Below are 19,124 nucleotides of genomic sequence, written 5' to 3'. Positions count from 1 at the left end.
CCTATCTGCTCGGGTTTATGCGTAGAGTTAAAGTTGTGTAGATACCTATGCTGCAATGAGGCCACCAGGGTTTCACCTAATCCAACGCCCCGCGCAGATATTCAAACAACAACCGGCTCACTGGGGACAACTGCACCTCATCGCGCACCACCAGAATCAACCGGCGATCGGACCACGCATCCGTCAGCGGCACAGCATGCAAGCCCAGCGCGCGGCCAAACAGTTCATAGGCTTTCTGCGGCAGGATGCCGATGCCCATGTTCGCCTGCACCATCCGGCACATTGCATCAAACCCCGGCACGTGAATGCGCAGGCGCAGTGTCTGGCCCGCCTCACGCGCGGCGGCGTGAGTGCGCATGTTGATGGAACTGGCCGCATGCAGGCCGACGTAATCGCTGCCCAGGGTTTCGGCAAACGCCAGGCTTGTGCGCGACGCCAGCGGATGGTCCGCCGGCATCAGCACCACCAGTTTGTCGTGACGATAAACAACGCTGGGCAAGCCTTTGGTGTCGGTGTCGCTGGAACAGATGCCCAGGTCAGCCACCCCGTCCAGCACGCCTTGCACCACGCCATGGCTGGGGCGTTCTTCCAGATCGGTTTTCACCGCCGGGTGCAGCTCGGAAAAGTCTCGCAAATCTTCAGGAAGGAACTGAATAATCGCCGACAGATTCGCCAGCATGCGCACATAACCGCGCACGCCGTGGCTGTGCTCGCCCAGTTCCAGGCCCATTTTTTCGACGTTGAACAGCATCTGCCGTGCATGGTGCAACAGCGTCTCACCGGCGGCTGTCAGGTCCATGCCCTTGGCGCGTCGCACAAACAGGCTGACGCCCAGCACCTGCTCCAATTCCATCAGGCGCTTACTGGCGGCCGACACAGCGATGGCTTCGCGGGCCGCGGCGCGGGTCAGCGTGCCCTCCTCGAACACCGCGACAAACAACTGCAAGGTGATCAGGTCCAGGCGGCGAACCAGACTTTTGTGCAACATCAGCGGCGCTCGTCGGCCAAGCGATTGATCTCGGCCTGCTCAACCACCGGTTGCGGCGCCCCCACACTCGCCGCTTGCAACATTGCCCGACCGACCGTTTCAGTGCTCACCACCCAACCCGGTTTTATCCGGCGAAAGAATGAAAGCACTGGCCCGAGCACGGTATAGAAAGATTGATACAGCGGCGTCTTCGAGCGCACGCCGTAGAGCGGCTGAATCACCCCGGGCCGGAACAGGTACACCGCCTTGAACGGCAGGCGCAGCAAGGCGTTCTCGGTCTTGCCCTTGACCCGCGCCCACATCGACTTGCCCGCCTCGGAGCTGTCGGTGCCGGCACCGGACACATAGATAAAGGTCATCTGCGGGTTGAGCCGCGCCAGGGTGCTGGCCGCGACCAGCGTCAGGTCATAGGTGAGGTGGGTGTACTTGACTTCATTCATGCCCGCCGACGACACACCAAGGCAGAAGAAGCAGGCATCAAAGCCTTGCAGCAGGTTTTCCAGGGGTTGGAAGTCCAGCATGTCGCTGTGCAACACCTGGTGCAGCTTGCCGTGTTCCTGGGTCAAGGGCGTGCGGCCGACGGCGACGACTTCCTGTACGTCATCGGCCAGCAGGCACTCGCGCAGCACGCCTTGGCCGACCATGCCGGTGGCGCCGAAAAGCAGGACTCTCATAGGGGGGGACCTCAGCGGCAAGCCGCAAGCTTCATGCTCAAGTTGAATGCAGTTCAGCTTGTAGCTTACCGCTTGCAGCGCACAACTGCCCTATTCAGAACGCGCTGCGAAAGATCTCCTCGATCTGACGCTGATCAGCCCGCCGAGGGTTGGTCAGCCCGCAGGCATCCTTCAACGCATGGGTGGCCAGCAACGGGATGTCCTGCAATTTGGCGCCCAACTCGCGCAAGCCGGCGGGAATTTCAACGTCCTGAGACAGCGCGCGAATCGCCGCGATGGCCGCCTGGGCGCCCTCCTCCGGCGTGATCCCCTTGATATCGGCGCCCAACGCGCGCGCCACGTCGCTCAAGCGCTTGGCGCTGACACTCGCGTTGAAACTCTGCACATGGGGCAGCAGCACCGCGTTGCACACGCCGTGGGGCAAGTCGTACAACCCGCCCAATTGGTGCGCCATGGCATGCACAAAACCGAGCGACGCATTGTTGAAGGCCATGCCCGCGAGAAACTGCGCGTACGCCATATTTTCCCGCGCAGTCATGTCGCCGCCATCACGCACCGCCAGGCGCAGGTTGGCGCTGATGAGTTCAATGGCCTTGATCGCACAGGCGTCGGTGATCGGTGTGGCGGCGGTGGACACGTAGGCTTCAATCGCGTGAGTCAGGGCGTCCATGCCAGTGGCGGCTGTGAGGCCTTTGGGCATGCCGACCATCAGCGCCGGGTCGTTGACCGACAACAACGGCGTGACGTTACGGTCGACGATGGCCATTTTCACGTGACGGGTTTCGTCGGTGATGATGCAGAAACGGGTCATCTCGCTGGCGGTGCCGGCGGTGGTGTTGATCGCCACCAGTGGCAGCTGCGGTTTGCTCGATCGGTCGACACCTTCGTAATCGCCAATATGCCCACCGTTGGTGGCGCACAGCGCGATGCCCTTGGCGCAGTCATGGGGCGAGCCGCCGCCGAGAGACACCACGAAATCACAGGCATTGGCCTCGAGCAGCACCAGGCCTTTCTCAACGTTTTCCACGTTGGGGTTGGGCTTGGCGCCGTCGTAGATCACCGAGTCGATGTCTTGCATCGCCAGCTTCTCGGCAATCATGCTTGCCACGCCCGCCTTGGCCAGCCCGGCGTCGGTGACGATCAACGCCTTGCGAAAGCCGTAGTTGCGGATGGCGGTCATGGCTTCGTCGAGGCAGTCGGTGCCCATGATGTTCACGGCGGGAATGAAGAAGGTGCTGCTCATGGAAAGTCCTCAGAGGCGTTGTGCTCACAGCATCAACCTGTACCGCGCGGCGCATCTTGATCAGGATCAACGCCGGCTCGTGATAAAGTCAGCGCCCCGCCGATTTCGAGTAGACCCGCCGCAATGAAGGATTTCCAGGATATTGACGCCCACCTTGAAGACTGGAGCGCCGTGCGAAGCGCAGTCGATTTCAGCGGGATTCTGATCGGCAACGGCGCAAGCCGTACCATTTGGGAAGACTTTGCCTACGACTCGCTGTTCGAAAACGCACGCACCGTCGAAGAAAAACCCTTGAGCCAATCCGAGCTCAGCGTATTCGACGCCCTGCAAACCCGCAGTTTCGAGCAAGCCCTGTGCGCCTTGAAAACCACCAGTCGGGTCAACAAAGCCTTGGCGGTCAGCTCGGCGGCGCCGCGCAATCGCTATTACGCGATCAAGGAAGCGCTGATCAATACCATCCACGCCGTGCACATCCCGTGGCGCCTGGTGCAGCCCTCGACGCTGGCGGCGATCAACGCGGAACTGGTGACTTACCCCACCGTGTTCACCAGCAACTACGACTTGCTCAATTACTGGGCGATCCTGCACACGCCAGGGATCGACGACCTGTTTCGCAGCGCCGACGCCAGCTTTGACCTGCGCACGACCCACACCGACGCCACACGCATTCTCTACCTGCACGGCGGCCTGCACCTGGTGCGCAACCTGGATGGCACTGCGCGCAAATTGCCGTCTACCGACAGCACCTTGCTCAGCAGCTTCGCGATCTACAACACGATCAAGACGCTGGATGATGTGCCGCTGTTTGTCAGCGAAGGCAAGGTTGAGGAGAAGCTCAAGACTATTCGCAGTTCGGATTATCTGTCGTTTTGTTATGAGCAACTGCTGAGCCATGCAGGTGCGCTGTGCATCTTTGGTCATGATTTGGGGCCGCAGGACAAACACCTGGTAGATGCGCTTCGCCAGGCCAGGCTGACGACGCTGGCGATCTCGGTGTCGGGGCGCAGTGACGGGTTTATTCGGCAGCAGAAGCGGCGGTATTCGGAGCTGTTTGAGGGCACGGGGGTGGCGTTGAAGTTCTTTGCGGCGCGTACCCACCCGCTGGGTAATTCGGCACTGTCCGTCCCTGTCGAACACTGATTAAAATGTGGGAGCGAGCTTGCTCGCGAATGCGGTGTGTCAGCTCCACATCAGTTGACTGATACACCGCATTCGCGAGCAAGCCCGCTCCCACATTGACCGTATTTCAACTGTCGAATGGATCACTCTTCCGAGCTGTGAACCACCACCAGCAACTGCGCCTGAACCACCCCCACCGAGCGAATCCGATGCGGCTTCTGCGCATTGAAATGCAGCGCATCCCCCCGTTCCAGAATCACCCGCTCATTCATGAAGTCCACTTCCACCTGGCCTTCATGCACAAACAAAAACTCCTCCCCCACGTGCTCCTTGAAGGTCTTGTCGGCGAATTCCGCCGGCGGATAGATGATGAACGGCAACAAGCTGCGTTCACTGACCTGATGGGCGAGCACCGCGTAACCCGGCGCCGTGTCCGGCCGTTCATGGCTGCGCACCAGGCTGTAGCCGTCAAGGCTGACGCTGTCTTCGCTGAACAGCTCTTCGACCTTCACATTCAACGCCTTGGCCAGTTTCAGCGCGGCAGCAATCGACGGCGTATTGAGCCCGCGCTCGACCTTGGACAGGTAACTCTTGGTCATCCCGGACTTTTCAGCCAGCACATCCAGGGTTACACCAAGTTTTTTTCTTAATAATTTCAAACGGATAGACATGTGCTGCGGTTAATCCATGCAGAAAGGCGAGAGCTGCGCTTGCCAATGACACAAAGTGTCATATAGCATCGTTAGTGTCATTTGCAGCCACCGAGGGCACCCGATATGGCCAAGACATTAGCACTCCCCAAAGACCAACTGGTCAAGCAAGCGCTGATCCAGATGCAAAATAGCCTGGCGGATAATACGTGGACCGACCGGCAAAAGCTGGCGCTCACCTGCCGCATCCTGTTCGAACACGGCCACGACTCTGGTCTCGCCGGGCAGATCACCGCACGCGGGCCGACGCCTGGCACCTATTACACTCAGCAGTTGGGCCTGGGTTTTGATGAAATCACGGCCAGTAATTTGTTACTGGTGAACGAAGATCTGGAAGTGCTGGAAGGCCACGGCATTCCCAACCCGGCCAACCGCTTTCACACCTGGGTGTACCGTGGGCGGCCGGATGTGAACTGCATCATCCATACGCACCCGACGCACATTGCCGCGTTGTCGATGCTGGAAGTGCCGTTGCAGGTGTCGCACATGGACCTCTGCCCGCTGTACGAAGACTGCGCATTCCTGGAGGCCTGGCCGGGCGTGCCGGTGGGCAATGAAGAAGGCGAAATCATCACCACGGCGCTCGGTGACAAGCGCGCGATTCTGCTCTCGCACCACGGCCAGCTGTCCACCGGGGCGAGCATCGAGGAAGCCTGCGTGATCGCGCAGTTGATCGAACGCGCGGCCAAGTTGCAGTTGCTGGCGATGTCGGCGGGCACCATCAAGCCGATCCTGCCGGAACTGGGGCGTGAGGCCCATGACTGGATCTCCAAGCCCAAGCGCCATGGCGCCGCGTTCAACTACTACGCCCGGCAGAACCTGCGCAAACACGCCGATTGCCTGAATTGATCCCCTTTTCGACCGGAGACTCTGCATGTCCAGCCCAAACATTCACGGCATCATCGGCTACACCATTACCCCGTTCAGCGCCGACGGTTCACGCATCGACCTCGACGCCCTGGGCCGTTCCATCGACCGTTTGATCGACAGCGGCGTGCACGCCATTGCCCCCTTGGGCAGCACCGGCGAAGGCGCTTATTTAAGCGATGCCGAGTGGGACGAAGTGAGCGCCTACAGCCTGGCAAAAATCGCCCGGCGCGTGCCCACCATCGTCAGCGTGTCGGACCTCACCACCGCCAAGGCCGTGCGCCGGGCGCGTTACGCCGAAGCCAACGGCGCCGATGTGGTGATGGTGCTGCCGGCTTCGTACTGGAAACTCAGCGACGCGGAAATCCTCGCCCATTACGCCGCGATTGGCGACAGCATCGGTGTGCCGATCATGCTCTACAACAACCCGGCCACCAGCGGCACGGATATGTCGGTGGAATTGATCCTGCGCATCATCAAGCAGGTGACCAACGTGACCATGGTCAAGGAAAGCACCGGGGATATTCAGCGCATGCACCAGTTAAAACGGCACAGCGACGTACCGTTCTACAACGGCTGCAACCCGCTGGCGCTGGAAGCCTTTGCTGCGGGCGCCAAAGGCTGGTGCACGGCGGCACCGAACCTGATCCCGCAGCTCAATCTGGATTTGTATGACGCAGTACTGGCGAATGATCTGACAAAGGCGCGTGAGCTGTTTTATCGCCAGTTGCCGTTGCTGGAATTCATCCTCAAGGGCGGTTTGCCGGCGACGGTCAAGGCTGGATTGCAGCTGACCGGGTTGAATGCCGGTGATCCACGGTTGCCGGTATTTCCACTGGGCGAGACCGGGCGCGATCAACTGAAGGCCTTGCTCGCTGCCCTCTGAACAAAAACGCCCCGGGCACCTGACAGCCCCGGGGCGTTGGTTTTTACAACACGGTCAGGTCTTGTCTTTGATCGTGGTGCTCGGGCCATTGGTCTTGACGCTGGCAATGCCAGTGTCGCGCGCCGCTGTCGAGGAATACTGCTCGCTGGTGCCGATCACCTGGTGATTGGCAGCCTTGAGGTTGAAGTACGACTGACCATTGCTGGCCACCTTTTTCTCATAGCGCTCGTCAAGCGGGCTGTTGGTCTGCACGGAAGCAATGCCGCTTTCAGCTGCTGTTCGGGTGGTGTAAAGCTCGCTGGTCAAAATAGTCTCAGCGTTCCCCGCCTTCAGCACAAAACGAAATTGCCCGTTGCTGCTTTTACTCAACTCATACCATCCAGCCATGATGCTCTCCTTTTGTGTGGGACTTCATTCACTAGCACGTAGGATTAAAGGCTATGCCCGGCGTAATTCCAGCCGGGCATCAGCAACGGGTATTTACCTGAAGACAAATGACAATAGTTCTCGATATCATTCGCGACTTTTCTACGTCGTGCTTCGTCAAGAAGGATATCCATGTCTCGTCCAAAGCCCGACCCGTTGTCGGCCGATGCCTTTCGCGGGTTTTATGCAGATATCCTGCATTTCCTGCGCAAGCGCACGGACAACGCCAGCGACGCGGCGGACATGACCCAGGATGTTTTCACCCAGTGGCTGGACTACCGCGACCGCGCCAAGGTCGAGCAGCCACGGGCGTTTCTGTTCCAGATGGCGCGCAACCTGCTGCGCGATCACTGGCGCAAGCAAAAGGTTCGGCACACCGTCCACCAGGATCAGGCCGAAAAGGACGCCGAGCCGGTCGCCGACGAGCAAAACGACCCCATGGCCGCCGCACAGCGTCAGCAACGTCTGGAACAGTTGAAAGAAGTCCTCGCAGAACTCTCGCCCCGCAGGCGAGAAGCCCTTATGCTGCACCGCTTCGAAGGCCTGAGCCAGGCGCAGATCGCCGCGCGCATGGGCATTTCGACCAGCATGGTGGAAAAGCACATCGCGTTTGCCCTGCTGCATTGCAAGCGACGCCTTCAACCCGAACCCGGCATGGAGCAGCCAGCATGAACCGCCTGAGCGACATCGGCGCTGTGGACATCGAGCAAATTGACTCCATCGATGCCCAGGCCGCCGGCTGGTTTGCCCGCAACCGCAGCGAAGCGGGGCGAGCCGACCGCAAGGCGTTTGCCGTCTGGCAGGCAACCCCGGCCCACGCGCGCGCCTATGCCGAATTCGAGCAACTGTGGGCCGACCTCGCCCAGTTGCAGCAATTGAACAAACCCGTGGCACTGCCCAAACGCAAACCGTCGACGTGGCGCCCGGCCCTCGCCGTGGCGGCTGCACTGGTGTGTGCGGTGTTGACCACGAATGTCGGCGCGCCCCGTGGGCTGTATCACGCGCAAGTCGCCGCTCACGCCAAAGGCATGCGCACCTTGAACCTGCCCGACGGCAGCACGTTATATGTGAATGCCAACACGCGTCTGCGCCTGGATTTCACTGCCCATCAACGCCTCATTCATCTGGACAAGGGCCAGCTGTATATCGAAGTCGCCGCCGATAAAGAGCGACCGCTGTACGTGCAGGCCGGCGAGGCGAATGTGCGGGTGGTGGGCACCGGTTTCGACGTGCGGCGCAGCCAGCAGCAACTGGTGGTCAGCGTCGCCCACGGCCAAGTGGCGTTCGAACCGGACACCAAAAGCCCCGTGGCCTTGCTCGGCGCCCGACAGCGCGCCAGCTACAACTACACCAAGGGCACCGTGCAACAGCAAACACTCACCGGCGAGGCAGTGGCCGACTGGCGCAGCGGGCACTTGTCATTTCGCAATCGGGACCTGGCCAGCCTGATCGACGAATTGAGCCTCTACCGCCCGCAGGCGCCGTTGCGGGTGAGCAAAACCGTGGCGCAGTTGAAGGTATCGGGCAACCTGGATGTCAATGACCCCGACGCCCTGCTTAACGCCCTGCCGGCCCTGTTACCCGTGAAAACCGTGGCGTCGGCCGACGGCATTGTGAGAATCGAAGCGAGCAAATAAAGCGCGCCACGCCACACTTGAGAATATTTTGCATTCGCATGTGTGGTTTTTTCTACCTGCCCCGTCTTCTTCCCGATTGTGTTCGATACGCACACCTTTTCGGCTATTTGGCCACCCCGGGGGATTTCATGTTTCGCGCGCCTTGCCACGCTTCGCACCTGTTTGCTCGACCGACCCTGATCGCCACCTGCATGGCGTTCAGCCTCACGGCCCAGGCCGAGTCGTTCACCCTGCAACTGCCCGCCCAGTCGCTGGCCGCGTCCCTGAGCCAGGTGGCACAGCAGGCGAAAATCCAGCTGCTGTTCGATGAAAGCCTGCTCAAGAACGTGCAGGCGCCCGCGCTCAGCGGCGACTACACCGCGGAAGTGGCAATTCGTACCCTGCTGAAAAACGGCGAATTCACCCTGATCAAAGTCGGCAGCACCTACGTGGTGCGCCCCGACGAGGGCAAGACCACCAACAGCGGTGCCATCCAACTGGACGCCCTCAGCGTGATCGGCACCGGTAACGAAGTCGATTCCAGCACCGTCAACCGCTCGACCATGACCCAGGCCGACATCGACCGCTACCAGGCCAACAACATTCCCAGCCTGTTGCAAACCTTGCCCGGCGTAAGCCAGGGCGGCTCGCTCAAACCCGGCGGCCAGACCATCAACATCCGTGGCTTTGGCGATGCTGAAGACGTGCCGATGACGGTCGACGGCGCCACCAAAACCGGCTTTGAGCGCTACCAGCAAGGCACGGTGTTTATCGAGCCCGAGCTGATCAAAAGCATTGAGGTCGAGAAAGGCCCCAACTCCCCGTTCACCGGCAACGGCGGCTTTGGCGGCACGGTCAACATGACCACCAAGGATGCCCCGGACTTGCTCCAGGACGGCCGCAACAGCGGCGCGATGCTCAAATACGGTTACTCGAGCAACGACCACGAACAGATCTACAGCAGCGCCGTGTATGGCCGCACCGACGACGGTCGTTTCGACGCCCTCGCCTACCTCACTCAGCGTGACGGCGGCGACATGAAGGTGGCCGGCAAGCTGCCCAACGAGAACAACCAGTACCCGATCAACCCTCAGCGCCTGCCCAACAGCGCCCAGGATGTGGACGGCAAACTGTTCAAGGTCAATGCGCACTTCACCGAAGAACACAGCGCCGGGTTTTCCTACTCGCGCTCCCACAGCAACCGCTGGACACCCTTCTCGGCCGCCAGCTACCCGACACCGCCGACCCAGGCCAACATCGACCGCTACGGCTACGAAAATGCCTTGAAACGCTTTTTGGCCCAGCGCGACACCACCGACACCACCTGGTCGGGCAAATACGAATACACGCCCGCGAACAACCCGCTGGTGGACCTGACCATCAAGTACTCGCAGTCCAACACCGACCAGACCGACGAGCGCGACGCCACCGCGTTTTTCCAGCTGGCCACCGGCGGGCGCAAGATGGACACGGCCTACACCGACAAGAACCTCGACATCCGCAACCTCAGCCTGTTTGACACCGGCCCCTTGCAGCATGCGCTGACGGTTGGCGGGCAAATCCGCAAGCACATCCGCGAAACCGAAATGTGGATGCCGGGCGCCACCTACAACACCGCACGCTACAACTACGGGCACTTCCAGCCGGGCTTCATGCCCCACGGCAAGGTCGATACCAACAGCTTCTTCGTGCAGGACGCGGTGACGGTCGGCGACGTGACCATCACCCCGTCTCTGCGTTACGACCACGTGCGCAACCGCGGCGAAGGCAACGACGCACCGTATTACGACAATCCTGATCCGTCGTTCGGCCACGACTACAGCGACCGCACCTACACCGGCTGGTCGCCGCGCCTGGCGTTATTCTGGAACGTCACGCCGCACCTGGGGCTGTTCGCCAACTGGAGCAAAACCTGGCGTGCGCCGGTGATCGACGAACAATACGAAGTGCAAGGCCTGGGCAGCCGCACCGCCACCAGCGTCGACCTCGACCCGGAACGCATCACTTCGATCACCCTGGGCAGCGTCAGCAGCTTCGATAACCTGATCGCGCAGAATGACAACCTGCAAGTGCGCACCACGTTTTTCCATAACAAGGTCGAGGATGAAATCTTCAAGGCCACGGGCGTCGGCTGCCAGAACCAGGCCGTCAATGGCGGCACGATTTCCAGTGCCTGCCCGCCGGGGGCGATGGCCAACTACCGCAACATCGGCGGTCTGACCATCAAGGGCTTTGAGCTCGAAACTTTCTACAACTCAACCTACCTGTTCGGTTCGGTGTCATTTGCCTACGCCAAGGGCGATCACGAAGGCGCCTACACCAACCCGTGGGGGCCGGATGTGGCGGCACGCGATATTCCGCCGACCAAATGGGTCCTGGTGCTCGGCACCAACATTCCGGCGTGGGACGCTCAGGTCGGCTGGACCGGCCAATTCATCGGCGCCACCAGCCGCCTGCCCAGCGACACCTACTCAGGCGGCCCGGGCAGCGCCGTGGGCGACCTGTTCTACGACCAGTACGGCAACAAGCGCTACAACACCCAGGGCCTGTTCGCCAGATGGAAACCGCAACAGGCTTACCTGAAGGGCACCGAGGTGAATTTCACCGTGGACAACCTGTTCAACGAAAACTTCCGCCCGGCCTTGAGCGGCGACCGCGCCTACACCAAAGGCCGCGATGCGAAAATCAGCGTGACACGGTTCTTCTAAATCCGTGTGGGTGCGGGTTTGTGTGGGAGCTGGCTTGCCTGCGATACGGCCACCTCGGTTTATCAGTAAAACCGAGGCGATCCCATCGCAGGCAAGCCAGCTCCCACATTTGAGCTTCAGTGTCTGCCGAAACTGTACGGATAAATCTGCCACCAGCTGTAAGCCCGCATCTGCCGGGGGTTGTGGCTAGATGGGCGTCCCTTGAAGCCCTTTTGATTCCGGTCCCCCACCATGAGCTCGCGCGAAAACACCGGCATGGCCCTCGGCCTGCTGGGCGTCGTCATCTTCAGCCTGACCCTGCCTTTTACCCGCATCGTGGTGCAGGAAATTCACCCGCTGCTCAACGGCCTGGGCCGTGCGTTGTTCGCGGCGATTCCGGCGGCGGCGCTGTTGCTGTGGCGCCGCGAGCGCTGGCCGACCTGGCGCCAGGTGCGCGGGCTGTGCCTGGTGATCGCCGGGGTGATCCTCGGCTTTCCGGTGCTGTCGGCCTGGGCCATGCAAACCTTGCCGGCGTCCCATGGCGCGCTGGTCAACGGCCTGCAACCGCTGTGCGTGGCGCTGTATGCGGCGTGGCTGTCCCATGAGCGGCCGTCGAAAGCCTTCTGGGCCTGTGCCGCGCTGGGCAGTGCATTGGTGTTGAGTTACGCGCTGATCACCGGCGCCGGCAGTATTCAGGCAGGCGACTTGCTAATGCTCGGCGCAATTGCCGTGGGCGGTTTGGGTTACGCCGAAGGTGGCCGATTGGCCAAGGAAATGGGCGGCTGGCAGGTGATTTGCTGGGCGCTGGTGTTGTCGACGCCGATATTGATCGGGCCGGTGTGGTACCTGGCGGCGCAGCATCAAGGCGCAATTTCCATGCGCGCCTGGTGGGCGTTCGGGTATGTGTCGCTGTTCTCGCAGTTCCTGGGCTTTTTTGCCTGGTACGCCGGGCTGGCCATGGGCGGCATTGCGCGGGTCAGCCAGATTCAGCTGCTGCAGATTTTCTTCACCATCGCATTTTCGGCGCTGTTCTTTGATGAACATATCGAGCCGATCACGTGGTTGTTTGCCTGCGGGGTGATTGTGACGGTGATGCTGGGGCGCAAGACGGCGGTGCAGTCAGCGCCAGTTCCCAAGCCGAGCTCGGTCTAAATGTGGGAGCGGGCTTGCTCGCGAATGCGGTATATCAGTCAATAAATGGGTGGCTGACCCACCGCTTTCGCGAGCAAGCCCGCTCCCACACTTGATCTGCGGCGTTCTCAGGCCAGGAAACCATCCGCGCGCAGCAGGGTTTCCAGGCAATGCTCGGTGATGTGGTAGAACGCCTTCAATTCCCGGATTTTCTCCAGCAACTGCGCGTTGTCCACCGGCTCTGCGCGTTTTACCGCCAGGATCATCTTGTTCTTGTTGGTGTGCTCCAGTGAGATGAACTCAAACACCTTGGTCTCATAACCACAGGCTTCAAGGTACAACGCACGCAAGCTGTCGGTGACCATTTCCGCCTGTTGGCCCAGGTGCAGGCCGTATTGCAGCATCGGCTTGAGCAATACCGGGCTCTGGATCTGCAGGCGAATCTGTTTGTGGCAGCACGGCGAGCACATGATGATCGACGCACCGGAACGAATACCCGTGTGGATCGCGTAGTCCGTGGCAATGTCGCAGGCATGCAGGGCGATCATCACGTCCAGCTCGCTCGGCGCCACGCTGCGCACGTCACCGCACTTGAACACCAGCCCCGGGTGCTCCAGGCGCGCAGCGGCGCTGTTGCACAGGGTCACCATGTCTTCGCGCAGTTCCACACCGGTCACTTCACCCTCGGCCTTGAGCGTGTTGCGCAGGTAATCGTGGATGGCGAAGGTCAGGTAGCCCTTGCCCGAACCGAAATCAGCCACGCGTACCGGCGCGTCCAGCTTCAACGGCGAGGTGGTCAGCGCGTGGCTGAACACTTCGATGAACTTGTTGATCTGCTTCCACTTGCGCGACATCGAGGGGATCAACGTTTGCTTGGCGTCGGTCACGCCCAGGTCGGCAAGAAACGGCCGGCTCAGATCAAGGAAGCGATTCTTCTCGCGGTTATGCTCCGCCGATGGCGCTTCACGCAGCTGCTGCGGTTTGCTTTTGAACAGCGAACTTTTGTTCTTCTTGCTGTATTCGAGTTGGGCTTCGTCGGTCAGCGACAGCAAGTGAGCGTTCTTGAACGACGCCGGCAGCAGCTCGGCAATCGCCGCCACGCCTTCGGCCAGGGGGAAATTCTTGGTGATGTCACGGGTCTTGTAGCGGTACACGAAGGACAGGCACGCCTGCTCCTTGACCGTCACAGGCTTGATGATCAGCCGTTGCAGTTCGGCCTCCTCACCCACGTACTTGGCCAGCACCAGCTTGATAAAGGCGTTCTGCGCGAGGCTTTCGCTCAGCAGTTCAATGAACTGGGCGTGATGATCCGGCGCAGGGCGCGCAGGTTGAGCGGTGACGGACATGAACAAAAACGCCTCGGGCTGGGAATGCCGGGCATTTTAGGGGGGATAGGCCGTCAGGGCACGGAGTTATTTGACCAGCGGTCGAAGGGCGAGCGGACAGCGCCCGCTCGCCCGGCGTTCAGGTCCCGGTTTTAATCCGGGTCCAGATACGCGTCATCAAGCGCTCGGTACTCACCGGCACCGGCGCCAGGCTGAACAGGTGCGCGCGTTGCTCCACCGGAATGAACATCGCCTTGTTCTTCAGCAGGTCAGGGTTGACCCGTGACTCGGCGTCCTTGTTAGGGTTCGGGTAGCCGATGATATTCGACACTTGAGCGATAACGGCCGGGTCCAGCAGGTAGTTGATAAACGCCAGTGCTTCTTCGGGGTGCCGCGCGCCCTTGGGGATGGCCATGGTGTCCGCCCACATCAATGTGCCCTCTTTGGGCAGCAGCATGCGGATGTCATTGCCCTTGTTGTACGACGCCGCCAGGCCTTGCGCCTGCAAAATCGCACCGGACCAGCCAATCGCGATACAGATATCACCGCTGGCCAGGTCAGCCGCCAGTTTGGCGGAGTTGAAGTAACGCACGTAGGGGCGGATTTTCAGCAGCACAGCTTCGGCTTTCTCGTAGTCGGCTTTGCTTTTGCTGCTCGGATCCAGGCCCAGGTAGTGCATGACAATAGGCAGCACTTCCTCCGGCGCATCCAATACCGCCACGCCGCAGGATTGCAGCTTGGCGATGTTTTCTTCCTTGAACAAAACGTCCCAGCTGTCGAGCTGCACGTTGTCGCCCAGCGCGGCTTTGACTTTGTCGGCGTTATAGCCGATCAGCGTCGTGCCCCACAGGTACGGCACGGCATAGCGGTTGCCCGGGTCGACGTGCTCGAGGTTTTTCATGATGTCGGGGGCCAGGTGCGAGGCGTTCGGTAATGCCTGCCGATCCAGCGGGGTGAGGGACTGCGCACTGATGAATTTGGCGACCTGGATGCTGTTGGGGAAGATCACGTCGTACCCCGACGTGCCCGTGAGCATCTTGGTTTCCAGGGTGTAGGAGCTGTCGAAAACGTCATAGTTGACCTTGATTCCGGTTTTGCTTTCAAAGTCCTTGATCACTTGCTCGGGCAGATAATCCACCCAGTTGTAGATGCTCACCTCGCGCTGGGCGGCGCTCACAAGGTTAATCGGCAGGCACAGGATCAGGAGCAAGGTGGCGAACACGCTATTGATGATTTTCATCGAATGAACTCAATGGTCGAAAAGATAAGAACCCAGGCTTACAAGGTGTAAGCGAAGAACCATTCCAAAGCGTCAAACCTGTCATTGCCCAAGGCCTGCCGCGCTCCGTCTTGGGGGTTAACCCAGTTATAGGACAGCGACGTGTAGATGTGCTCGGTGGGTGTCCACTCCATGTACACCCCGGTCTCGTTGGCAAAGTGTCGATCACTGACCGGCGTGCCGAAGTAGTAATCGGAATTGAGCATGAACCGGTGGTACTGCGCCCCCGTCGCCCATTGCTCATTGAAGTGCACCTTGGCGCGCAAGGTCTGCACTTGTTCATTGGTGTTGTAGAGCAGGTAGTTGCCGACCACATCGCCTATCACCCACGTGCCGATATCGGTGTAGCCCTTGCTCAGCGGGTTCCAGTCCTTGCGCGTGTTATCGCTTGGGTTGTTGTCGCCGGAAAAGGTCGCGTAGCGATAGCCAAACGTCGGCTGCAACGGCAGGTCATGAAAGGTGTAATCCGCCGAGGCGTACCAGGCACTCGCGTCGTAGGTGAGCTGCTTGCCGCTTCCGCGTTCGACTGCATACTCAGCGTTGAACACCAGGGCGTCCAAACCCGGCACGCTGGCGTTGAGCGCCCGCAGGTTATAAACCCGCATGCCATCACGAGGGATCAATGCACCTGGCGCTTCATCCTCGGCGTCAACGTTGAAAGCCATCGCGCCAAGGGTGGCAGTTTTCAGCTTCAGATCGATGTTGGCACCGGACATGCGCACGCTGCCCAGATGCCCGTCAGTCTTCAGACTGAAGGCCTGGGCCGACACCGCCTCGTGCTGCCAGCCCAACACCGCGGCATCACGAAAGGCCGTGCGCGGCGCACTGAAATACGCGCCCTCGCCGAACTCGTCAAGGTTGCCGTCCATCACCAGAAAGCCATTGCCGACCCGGTAATTCTGATCGCCGAGGGTCAGCCGCCAGTCGCCCGCCTGGAAGCCGCCATAGGCCTCTTCCACCGAAGTGTTGTGGGCGCCGCCGTGGCTGTAGCCGCCGGCATCGCCATCGCCGCCGGTACCCGCAGCGACCAGCGAACCGCCACCGATCAGGCTGAAGCCGGGCGCCAGGGCATAACTGAACGTCACGCCGGGCTTGAAGTAATACTCCTGCCATCGATTGTTCTGCTTGCCGAGTTCGCCGTCGCGCATATCGACCTTGCCCAGGCCAAAGTTGGCGTTATGGCTATTGATCACGGTCGAGGAGGCACTGAAGTTGAACTCGCCCTTGAAGTCGCCTTCTTCAAAGGTATAGCCGGCCGTTGCGATGCGGCACGTGGCCAACAGCGATAACGCAACGGCACCACAGGGTGCGGATATCAAGTATCGGTTCATGGTAATTAAGCTCCTGCATTCTGGTTTTTATTCGACAGGGCAGTGTTTCGGGCACAAGCGTGCCCAAGAACGCTTGGGTTACAACGCGTTACGGAAGAACTTTTTATAGGGGCCGCGCCTGCACTCAGACGTCGGTCAATGACTCGGCGAGTGTCCTGAGCAAGTGCACGGTATCGGTGTCCAGGATCGTTTCGGCTTGCGGTGATGAAGACTGCTTGATGATCACTACATCGGCCTTGAAGTCGACATACACCCACTGCCCATGGATGCCGACGGCCATGATTGCCGTGTCGTTGAACACGTACCACTGGCTCTTGTAGGACGCACCTGGCGCCCACTCGGCAAACTCCGCGTTGGTGGCGAATACCGCCGGGTCGTTGCCGCGAGCAATGCGTTTGACGGCTTCGGCGGGCAGGACCTGGCGGCCGTTGAATTGGCCGTGGTTGAGCAGCATCAGACCGAAACGGCCCATGTCACGCAGCGTGGCATTGAAACCGAAGCCAACAACACCATGGCCGCTGGGGTCCGCCAACATGAACCCATCGCGCTCACAGCCCAACTGCCGCCACAACTCGCTGAACAACTGGTGGCCGGGCTTGCCGCTGGCGCGTTCCATGATCCAGCCCATCGCTTCGGTGGTGGCGGTGACATAGCGGAAAAACCCGCCGTGTTCGCCCTTGGGCTTGAATGCCAACAGCCAGTCGTACAACGATGCGAATGGCTCTATACCCGGCGGCGTCGGCGTAAGGCCCACGGTGTAATGCAGGTGGGAGGTCGGCGAGTGGGGGTCTTCGTAGTGTTCGACGTATTGAATGCTTATGGCCATGTCCATCACTTGGCGCACCGTCGCATCCTCGAACGCCGTGCCCTGGAACTCGGGAACGTAGTGCCGCGCCAAAGCATCCGGGTCGAGCACACCCTCCTCGATCAACTGCTCGGCCAGTGCGCCGGTCACCGATTTGGTCACCGAAAACATGATATGCCGGGTGTCGGGCTGCTGATGGTTGAAGTAACGCTCATAGAGCGTGCGGCCGTTTTTCAGCACCAGAAAACCGTCGGTGAAGGTGGCGTCCAGATGCTCTGCCAGGCTGATGCTCAAGCCCGACAAACTGGGAAAGGTGAAGTCGTCCAGGTCTATCGCACCTTCGCCGAGGGCACTCGACTGGCCATTGCCGGCCGCGACCACCAGCGTAGGGCACAGTTGGCTCAGATGCTGAAAGCTCCAGCGGTTGTAGGGCGCCAGCAAAATATCAGCGGCTTTGACCTGTTGCGCCGCAACCGGCGGCAGCCCGGTCATCAGCGGCGGCGTGGGTTGGCGGTCCTGTCGTTCGGCGTAAGCCAAAGCCATCGCCCGTTGAAATGAGTGAGACATCGCATAAATCCTGACAGTGAATAAAACGCTGTCCCGGGCGGGCCAGCTGATTTATTTTTCCTCCAGTAAATTTATTTAGTCAACTAAAAGTTTTTTCCATCAAAAAAACCTATACTCGCCTCACAACGGGTTCAAAGGCGGTTGGGGACAGGCATTGAGTGGATTACGTGAGCGTCAAAAAGAAGCCCGCCGGCAGGCTATCAGCACAGCGGCCATCGCGTTGTTTCGGCTTCAAGGGTATGGCGCGACGACCGTGGAGCAGATCGCAGAGAAAGCAGGTGTCTCGCCACCCACGGTGTTTAATTATTTTGGCAGCAAACAGGAAATCCTGATCAATCTGTTGCGCGAAAGCGACGAAATGGCCGTGCACGACATGACTGCGCTGACCGCGCAATTCGACGATCCGGTCGATGCCCTGTGCCACCTCGAAAGCCTGGTCATGAGCCATGAGCTGGAGGCGTTGCCCGCGTCGGTCTGGTGTGAACTGTTAGCCATAAGCTACAGCGGCCCGACCTCGCAACGGCTCACGCTGATCAACGAAACCTTGAACGCCGAGGTTGGAAAATTACTCCGGCACCTGCAGCAACAAGGCCAAGTGCGTCAGGACATCTGCCCCGACTACACCGCTTCGGTACTCAACGAATACCTGACCTTGCAGTTTTTGAGAGTGGTCAGCGACACACCGATAGACGTGGAGGCTCATCGCAAGCGCGTGCGCCAGTTCATACAGCTGATCTTTGACGGGCTGCGTGAACCCCGTTGATCACTCCAGCACGACCAGCCGGTTCGGCAGCTCATTGCGCGTCTGCGTCAACGGCACATGCACCTTGAGCAACTCGCCGCAGGCTTCGATGCAGGCAATAAACCCGGCCAGCGTCTGCCCCTGTTTCACCTGCTGGGTAAACGCCTTGACGATCACGTCCCAACTGCTGTCATCCAGGCGCTTGGAAATTCCGTCATCCACCAGAATCTCCACATACCGCTCGGCTTCACTGACAAAAATCAGCACACCGGTACTGCCCAGCGTGTGGTGCAGGTTCTGCTCCAGGAACTGGCGCCGCGCCAGGTTCGACGCACGCCAATGCCGCACCGAACGGGGGATCAAGCGCGTGGTGACCTCTGGCAAACGAAACACCAGGCACAGCACGATAAACGTCGCCCACTGCGCCAGCAGCAAGGTGTACATGGTCAGGTAGCCCGACAGGTAATGCACCACGCCGGGCACCACCAGCGCGATCAAACTGGCCCACAACAGCGGAATGTAGGCGTAGTCGTCGGCGCGGGCGGCCAGCACGGTCACCAATTCGGCATCGGTGGTTTTCTCGACGCGGGCAATCGCTTCGGCGACTTGGCGCTGCTCGTGTTCAGTCAGTAATGCCATGGTTGTAGATGCTCTTTTCTAGTTATTGTCATTACCAGCCGCCTGAAGCCCCGCCACCGCCAAAACCACCGCCCTGTCCCTTATACACA

The 19,124-nt window shown here is 60.2% G+C and carries 18 protein-coding genes; 8 read left to right on the top strand and 10 right to left on the bottom strand.

Going from position 1 to position 19,124, the window contains the following annotated elements; all coding sequences use genetic code 11:
* Window positions 1-76 precede the first annotated feature (76 nt).
* The 3 genes from BFW87_RS18735 to yiaY all read right to left on the bottom strand — a co-directional run bounded on the left by BFW87_RS18735 (window position 77) and on the right by yiaY (window position 2,905).
* Window positions 77-988, bottom strand: coding sequence for a LysR family transcriptional regulator (locus tag BFW87_RS18735; protein ID WP_078741231.1), 912 nt, complete (start codon window positions 986-988; stop codon window positions 77-79).
* Window positions 988-1,662 carry an NAD(P)H-binding protein gene (locus BFW87_RS18730; RefSeq protein WP_078741230.1) on the bottom strand — a complete coding sequence of 225 codons (675 nt, stop codon included), beginning with the start codon at window positions 1,660-1,662 and terminating at the stop codon, window positions 988-990. The genes BFW87_RS18735 and BFW87_RS18730 overlap by 1 nt, the downstream gene beginning before the upstream one ends.
* Before the next feature lie 94 nt (window positions 1,663-1,756).
* The gene (gene yiaY / locus BFW87_RS18725) at window positions 1,757-2,905 is read right to left on the bottom strand and encodes an L-threonine dehydrogenase (protein WP_078741229.1); all 1,149 of its coding nucleotides are present in this window, start codon (window positions 2,903-2,905) and stop codon (window positions 1,757-1,759) included.
* Between the two features lie 123 nt (window positions 2,906-3,028).
* On the opposite strand from yiaY, the gene BFW87_RS18720 reads away from it, so the two are divergent.
* Window positions 3,029-4,045 carry a DUF4917 family protein gene (locus tag BFW87_RS18720; RefSeq protein WP_078741228.1) on the top strand — a complete coding sequence of 339 codons (1,017 nt, stop codon included), beginning with the start codon at window positions 3,029-3,031 and terminating at the stop codon, window positions 4,043-4,045.
* A 122-nt stretch (window positions 4,046-4,167) separates the two neighbouring features.
* Here the strand turns inward: BFW87_RS18720 and BFW87_RS18715 are convergent, their stop codons facing one another.
* Complete coding sequence (locus tag BFW87_RS18715; protein WP_078741227.1) at window positions 4,168-4,695, bottom strand: helix-turn-helix domain-containing protein; 528 nt, start codon at window positions 4,693-4,695, stop codon at window positions 4,168-4,170.
* A gap of 105 nt (window positions 4,696-4,800) precedes the next feature.
* On the opposite strand from BFW87_RS18715, the gene BFW87_RS18710 reads away from it, so the two are divergent.
* Window positions 4,801-5,583 (top strand): aldolase, encoded by a 783-nt coding sequence (locus tag BFW87_RS18710; protein WP_056857421.1) that lies wholly within the window; start codon window positions 4,801-4,803, stop codon window positions 5,581-5,583.
* 25 nt (window positions 5,584-5,608) lie between these two features.
* Window positions 5,609-6,487: a dihydrodipicolinate synthase family protein gene (locus BFW87_RS18705; protein WP_078741226.1), complete on the top strand. Its 879-nt coding sequence runs from the start codon at window positions 5,609-5,611 to the stop codon at window positions 6,485-6,487.
* Window positions 6,488-6,541: 54 nt separating this feature from the next.
* Here BFW87_RS18705 and BFW87_RS18700 read toward each other — a convergent pair whose 3' ends face one another.
* The gene (locus tag BFW87_RS18700) at window positions 6,542-6,874 is read right to left on the bottom strand and encodes a YegP family protein (protein WP_078741225.1); all 333 of its coding nucleotides are present in this window, start codon (window positions 6,872-6,874) and stop codon (window positions 6,542-6,544) included.
* A gap of 171 nt (window positions 6,875-7,045) precedes the next feature.
* On the opposite strand from BFW87_RS18700, the gene BFW87_RS18695 reads away from it, so the two are divergent.
* From BFW87_RS18695 to BFW87_RS18675, 4 genes are all read left to right on the top strand, one after another.
* Complete coding sequence (locus BFW87_RS18695) at window positions 7,046-7,585, top strand: RNA polymerase sigma factor (RefSeq protein WP_078741224.1); 540 nt, start codon at window positions 7,046-7,048, stop codon at window positions 7,583-7,585.
* Entirely contained in the window at window positions 7,582-8,550 is a 969-nt protein-coding gene (locus tag BFW87_RS18690) for a FecR family protein (protein ID WP_078741223.1), read from the top strand. Before BFW87_RS18695 ends, BFW87_RS18690 begins: the two co-directional genes overlap by 4 nt.
* 128 nt (window positions 8,551-8,678) lie before the next feature.
* On the top strand, window positions 8,679-11,237 hold the full coding sequence (locus BFW87_RS18685) for a TonB-dependent receptor (RefSeq protein ID WP_078741222.1): 2,559 nt from the start codon (window positions 8,679-8,681) through the stop codon (window positions 11,235-11,237).
* Between the two features lie 231 nt (window positions 11,238-11,468).
* Entirely contained in the window at window positions 11,469-12,368 is a 900-nt protein-coding gene (locus BFW87_RS18675) for a DMT family transporter (protein WP_078741220.1), read from the top strand.
* Between the two features lie 107 nt (window positions 12,369-12,475).
* On the opposite strand, the gene BFW87_RS18670 is transcribed toward BFW87_RS18675, so the two are convergent.
* The 4 genes from BFW87_RS18670 to BFW87_RS18655 form a co-directional block, all read right to left on the bottom strand.
* Window positions 12,476-13,693: a class I SAM-dependent methyltransferase gene (locus tag BFW87_RS18670; protein ID WP_078741219.1), complete on the bottom strand. Its 1,218-nt coding sequence runs from the start codon at window positions 13,691-13,693 to the stop codon at window positions 12,476-12,478.
* A 118-nt stretch (window positions 13,694-13,811) separates the two neighbouring features.
* Entirely contained in the window at window positions 13,812-14,912 is a 1,101-nt protein-coding gene (locus BFW87_RS18665) for a polyamine ABC transporter substrate-binding protein (protein WP_078741218.1), read from the bottom strand.
* A gap of 38 nt (window positions 14,913-14,950) precedes the next feature.
* Window positions 14,951-16,282 carry an alginate export family protein gene (locus tag BFW87_RS18660; RefSeq protein WP_078741217.1) on the bottom strand — a complete coding sequence of 444 codons (1,332 nt, stop codon included), beginning with the start codon at window positions 16,280-16,282 and terminating at the stop codon, window positions 14,951-14,953.
* A 124-nt stretch (window positions 16,283-16,406) separates the two neighbouring features.
* Window positions 16,407-17,654 (bottom strand): serine hydrolase domain-containing protein, encoded by a 1,248-nt coding sequence (locus tag BFW87_RS18655; RefSeq protein WP_078741216.1) that lies wholly within the window; start codon window positions 17,652-17,654, stop codon window positions 16,407-16,409.
* 154 nt (window positions 17,655-17,808) lie between these two features.
* On the opposite strand from BFW87_RS18655, the gene BFW87_RS18650 reads away from it, so the two are divergent.
* Window positions 17,809-18,417: a TetR/AcrR family transcriptional regulator gene (locus tag BFW87_RS18650; RefSeq protein ID WP_078741215.1), complete on the top strand. Its 609-nt coding sequence runs from the start codon at window positions 17,809-17,811 to the stop codon at window positions 18,415-18,417.
* Here BFW87_RS18650 and BFW87_RS18645 read toward each other — a convergent pair whose 3' ends face one another.
* Window positions 18,418-19,035 carry a TPM domain-containing protein gene (locus tag BFW87_RS18645; RefSeq protein WP_078741214.1) on the bottom strand — a complete coding sequence of 206 codons (618 nt, stop codon included), beginning with the start codon at window positions 19,033-19,035 and terminating at the stop codon, window positions 18,418-18,420.
* Between the last annotated feature and the right edge of the window lie 89 nt (window positions 19,036-19,124).

The organism is Pseudomonas fluorescens (assembly GCF_002022275.1).
Taxonomy (GTDB): Bacteria; Pseudomonadota; Gammaproteobacteria; order Pseudomonadales; family Pseudomonadaceae; genus Aquipseudomonas; species Aquipseudomonas fluorescens_AJ.
This window is presented reverse-complemented; position numbering and strand designations above follow the sequence as displayed.